The organism is Nitrospirae bacterium CG2_30_53_67 (assembly GCA_001873285.1).
In the GTDB taxonomy this organism is placed as follows: domain Bacteria; phylum CG2-30-53-67; class CG2-30-53-67; order CG2-30-53-67; family CG2-30-53-67; genus CG2-30-53-67.
The window spans coordinates 1-4,455 of the sequence record MNYV01000019.1; the positions used below are offsets into that span (position 1 = coordinate 1).

Annotated in this window: 2 protein-coding genes and 2 pseudogenes; all 4 read left to right on the forward strand. The window is 53.8% G+C overall.

Going from position 1 to position 4,455, the window contains the following annotated elements; translation table 11 throughout:
- The 4 genes and pseudogenes from AUK29_00970 (at position 1) to AUK29_00985 (ending at position 4,455) form a co-directional block, all read left to right on the forward strand.
- Positions 1-280, forward strand: a pseudogene (locus tag AUK29_00970) (hypothetical protein).
- Between the two features lie 90 nt (positions 281-370).
- Positions 371-1,867 carry a transcriptional regulator gene (locus tag AUK29_00975; protein OIP66327.1) on the forward strand — a complete coding sequence of 499 codons (1,497 nt, stop codon included), beginning with the start codon at positions 371-373 and terminating at the stop codon, positions 1,865-1,867.
- 824 nt (positions 1,868-2,691) lie between these two features.
- Complete coding sequence (locus AUK29_00980; GenBank protein OIP66328.1) at positions 2,692-3,027, forward strand: hypothetical protein; 336 nt, start codon at positions 2,692-2,694, stop codon at positions 3,025-3,027.
- Positions 3,028-4,455: pseudogene (locus AUK29_00985) on the forward strand (hypothetical protein).

Consider the following 4,455-nt stretch of genomic DNA (forward strand, 5'->3'; position numbering starts at 1 on the left):
GGGTACCCAGATCAAGTCATTGTGGTTGTTGCGCTTACTTATGATGGCAGGAGGGATCGAGATGGCCGGCGAAATTAATGATATCTTAATGCGTGTGGGGGTAGCGGTCCTTGCAGGGGGACTGGTGGGACTGGAACGGAGCTACCAAGGGCGCCCTGCCGGTTTCCGCACCCACACTCTTGTGTGTATGGCTTCGAGTCTCCTGATGCTTGTAACAATTTATCAGGAACAATTTCAGGATTTCTCCAACGGGCGACTGAATATGTTAAGGGGAATTTAGGGACGGACCCTAACGGGGTGAGCGGTAAGTGGAGGGTGGTGAGGACGCCGAAGGCGTGGACCTCAACGCCACTCTCGAGGAGGCCGAGGCGTGACGAGTGTTCGCGACAATGACTACCTTGCCGGTCTTGTGCACGAGCTGTGCAAGCTGCCGCGCGAAACCGAGTGGGTTGAGTTCAAAGTGAGCAAGGCGGAACCGCAAGAGATTGGTGAGTACCTGTCGGCCTTGGCCAATTCCGCCGCTCTGAACGGCAAGGCCTTTGCCTACTTGGTCTGGGGTGTCGAGGACGGGACGCACGCCATCGTCGGTACGAGTTTCTCGCTCTCCAAGGCGAAAAAAGGCAATGAGCCGCTGGAGACCTGGCTGCTCCGACTGCTCACGCCGAAGATTCACTTTCGCTTCTTCGAGTTGAACCTGGAAGGCCGACCGGTCGTTCTTCTGGAGATTGGTCGCGCCTTCCGACATCCGGTGCGCTTCCAGAGTAAAGCCTTCATTCGCGTCGGCCCGGTGAAAAAGCCGCTCAAAGACGCACCCGACCGCGAGCGGGATTTGTGGCGTATCCTCGACCGGACGCCGTTCGAGGACTTACTCGCTGTCGAACATGTCACAGCCGATGAGGTGTTGCGACTGCTGGACTATCCGGCCTACTTCGATTTGCTGGAACAGTCGCTGCCTGCCAATCGAGATGGGATACTTGAAGCCCTGAGCAACGACCACCTGATCCGCGCCTGCGAGGTCGGCGGCTTCAACATCACCAACCTGGGCGCCATCCTGTTCGCCAGGAAGCTTGGCGACTTCCCGCAGCTCAAACGCAAAGCCATGCGGGTCATACAGTATCGCGGCAGGGGTCGCACCGAGACGTTGAAGGAACAGGAAGACAGCAAAGGCTACGCCAGCGGCTTCGCTGGATTGATCGGCTACATCAACAATTTGCTGCCATCTAATGAGGTGATTGAGCAGGCCCTGCGCAAGACGGTACCGATGTTCCCCGAGTTGGCGGTGCGCGAGTTGGAGGCGAACGCCTTAATCCACCAGGACTTCTTCGTCACCGGCGCCGGGCCGATGGTGGAGATTTTCGAGGACCGCTTGGAGATCACGAATCCAGGCGAACCGCTGGTGGACACCCAACGTTTCGTGGACACGCCGCCGAAATCTCGAAACGAGGCGCTGGCTTCGATGATGAGGCGGTTCCGTATTTGCGAGGAGCGCGGCAGCGGGATCGACAAAGTCATTTTCCAGGTGGAGCTGTTCCAGCTACCGGCGCCACTTTTCGAGAAACCGGACGGATTCACGAGGGTGGTTCTGTTCGCCCACAAGCCATTGTCTGCAATGGACAAGGCGGATCGTGTGCGGGCCTGCTATCTGCACGCATGCCTGTGCTACGTGACTCGCAAGCCCATGACCAACACGTCGGTTCGAGAGCGGTTCGGGATCACCGAGAAGAACGCCGCGGTGGCTTCCCGCCTGCTCAATGAGGCTGTGGAGGCAGGGATGATTCTGGTGCGGGATCCCGATGCGGGGACGCGGAATCGGACATATCTGCCGTTCTGGGCCGCACCAGCCACAGCCAGGGAGGGGATTGCTTGATGGTTCGACTTCTGTTGGCCCTTTCCCGGTACTGCGCTATGTGCAACTTATTGAAAAGACTGGTCTTGTGGCTTCCTGCGTTGATTGATGGTTGCTTGATGACGGTAAGGGAGGGCGCTGCAGGGAGGAGGTCTCGATGAAGAGTGACACCAGCGAACGCTGCCTCGAACGCCTGATCTGTACGGCGCTGATCGGCGCGCCGTGCGTCCGGAATTCCGGGGACACAATACTTAATTCTATTTAAATCTCAATCATAAGGAGGAAAAACCATGAGCAAAGGCCAGGACAGCAAGAAGACAACCAAGAAGAAACCAGCCAAAACCAAGAAAGAAAAAAAAGCAGCAAAGAGAGCCAAGAAGGAACAAAAGAAGGGCTAAGAGTCTTCCATGTAGACCCCTGAGGGCGGTTTTCTAAAGATTTCTCCCTTCGGTCGAAATGACCAAGGGAGAGAATTCCACAGAGCTTCAGGGGAATTAGGGACAGCGGGGTTGTTGAAAAAGTGATTTTCTGATCTCATGCCGTCATTCCCGCGTAGGCGGGAATCCAGGTCTTTCATAGTATTACTGGATGCCCGCTCCCCGCTGAATGCATGCGGGGACAAGTTTATCGGGCATGACAAACTTATTTACCATAAGAGACTTTTTCAAGAGCCCCACAGCGACCATTTAAAAAGAATTACCCGCAACGGCAGATAAGGGGACTTTTCGAGGGTCCGGGAGAGAGGGTCCGAGGATCACATCTCCAAATATCAATTTTCTCAGTGACAAATGCAAGGGATAAAAGGGGATGGGATGCGGTTAACCCTACATTCAAGGAAAGATGCCATGCAGAAACTTAAGAGTTCTGTTGAAATCTTTCGGCGCTATGGAATAGGATGGTTGTGGGTAGCTGCGTTTTTTCTTCTCTGTTTTACTTCCGTTGCGGCGGCAGGCCCGTGCCCTCCGTTCTACCTGAAGACGGATGACGGCAAAATCATTAATCCCATGAGCGGCGATAACGCCGATCAGCCATACTCCACACGTCAGACCTGCGGCTCATGCCATCCTTACGAAAAGATCAGAGAAGGTTATCATTTCGATATGGGGTGGAAGGATGCCAGGGACAATTTTATAAAAGACAAACCTTGGTTTTTAACTCTCGGCATGACCGGCGGCTTCTGAATGGCTTCTTATCGCCAGTTGGCGAAAAAGAATTTTTCACAACCTGATGAGGTGGAATTTACTCCCTTCACGTTTGCGGCAGAGGGTCCAAAGGATTCTGAGAACCTTGGCAAACCGGGCTGTGGCGGCTGTCATCCCGGGGGTGGAATGATGGAGCTGGACCGGGATGGACTGCGTTACGACAAGCGACTGATAAAGTCCCCTGCCTTGGCGGAGTCTTTGGATGGGGACTATTACAAAAGCAAATGGGACAAAACAGGGGTGGTTGAGGTAGATTGTTTCATCTGTCATCTTCCCGGCTACGACTACAAGAATCGTGTCAAACAGCTCAAGTTCCTGAATTTCAAATGGGCAACGGTTGCGGGATCCGGTATCGGGCAGGTTATGGGGTTTGTCAAAGATGGTGTAGTACCGAGGGTGGAGTACAACAAACGGTTTTTTAATGAAGACGGCCGGGTCTCTCTGCCGATGCCCCGAAAACCGAGTTACGAAAACTGCATGCTCTGCCATCGTTCCATAGACACTGCAAAACGCGGAACGACCTGGGCCGACCCTGAAAATCCGGATGTGCATCATCTTGCCGGGCTGACCTGTATCAATTGTCATCCCGGCGGTCTGGACCATCAGATCGCAAAGGGAGACGAAAATGCCAACCATGTCCGAGACGATCTGGACAACACCATGAGAACCTGCGAGGACTGCCACACCCAAGGTTACATGGGGGCAACGGTGATGAAACATCTGACGATCCGGACGGACCATCTTGAATGGATTGCCTGTCAGACGTGCCATATCCCGAATCTGCACCGCGCCAGGATCGAGAGTATGGTCGTGGTATCCGGCCCGGCAATCAAATTTACCGAGACTCTTGCTGCCGAGATCGGGGCGAGGGTTGACGCCAAGCCGGCCTATGAGCGCCTTGAGCATCGAACCAGGGAGAAGGACAGAGGCAAGATCTATCCTGTCAATCGGGCCATACCCACTTATTATACCAATCTGGACGCCGATGGCATACACTATCCGCTTTTCATTTCCGAGGTCACAAAGGCCCTCGACAGCATCAGGCACGAACTGAAAGTAAACGAGAAGTCAAAGATTATAGAGATCTATTCTGAGAAAGATATGAAGCTGATGCTTTTATCCCTGTCAGAGACGCTGAAGGGAGACAAGCGTTTTAAACAGGTTAAGCCGTTTTATCATAAGGGTTGGAGAGTTCATTATCTGGACGAGAACCGGAACCTGATCTCTCAAAAGGATGAAACCTGGGTCGGCGCATCTCAGTCATACAGCATCAGTCATAACGTCGCTCCGGTAACGCAAGCGCTTGGTTATGGCGGATGCGTTGACTGCCATTCAAGCAATTCTCAAATATTCTACGGCAACGTTCTCACAGACGTTTTCGGGCAGGACGGCAGGCCGGTCTATGCC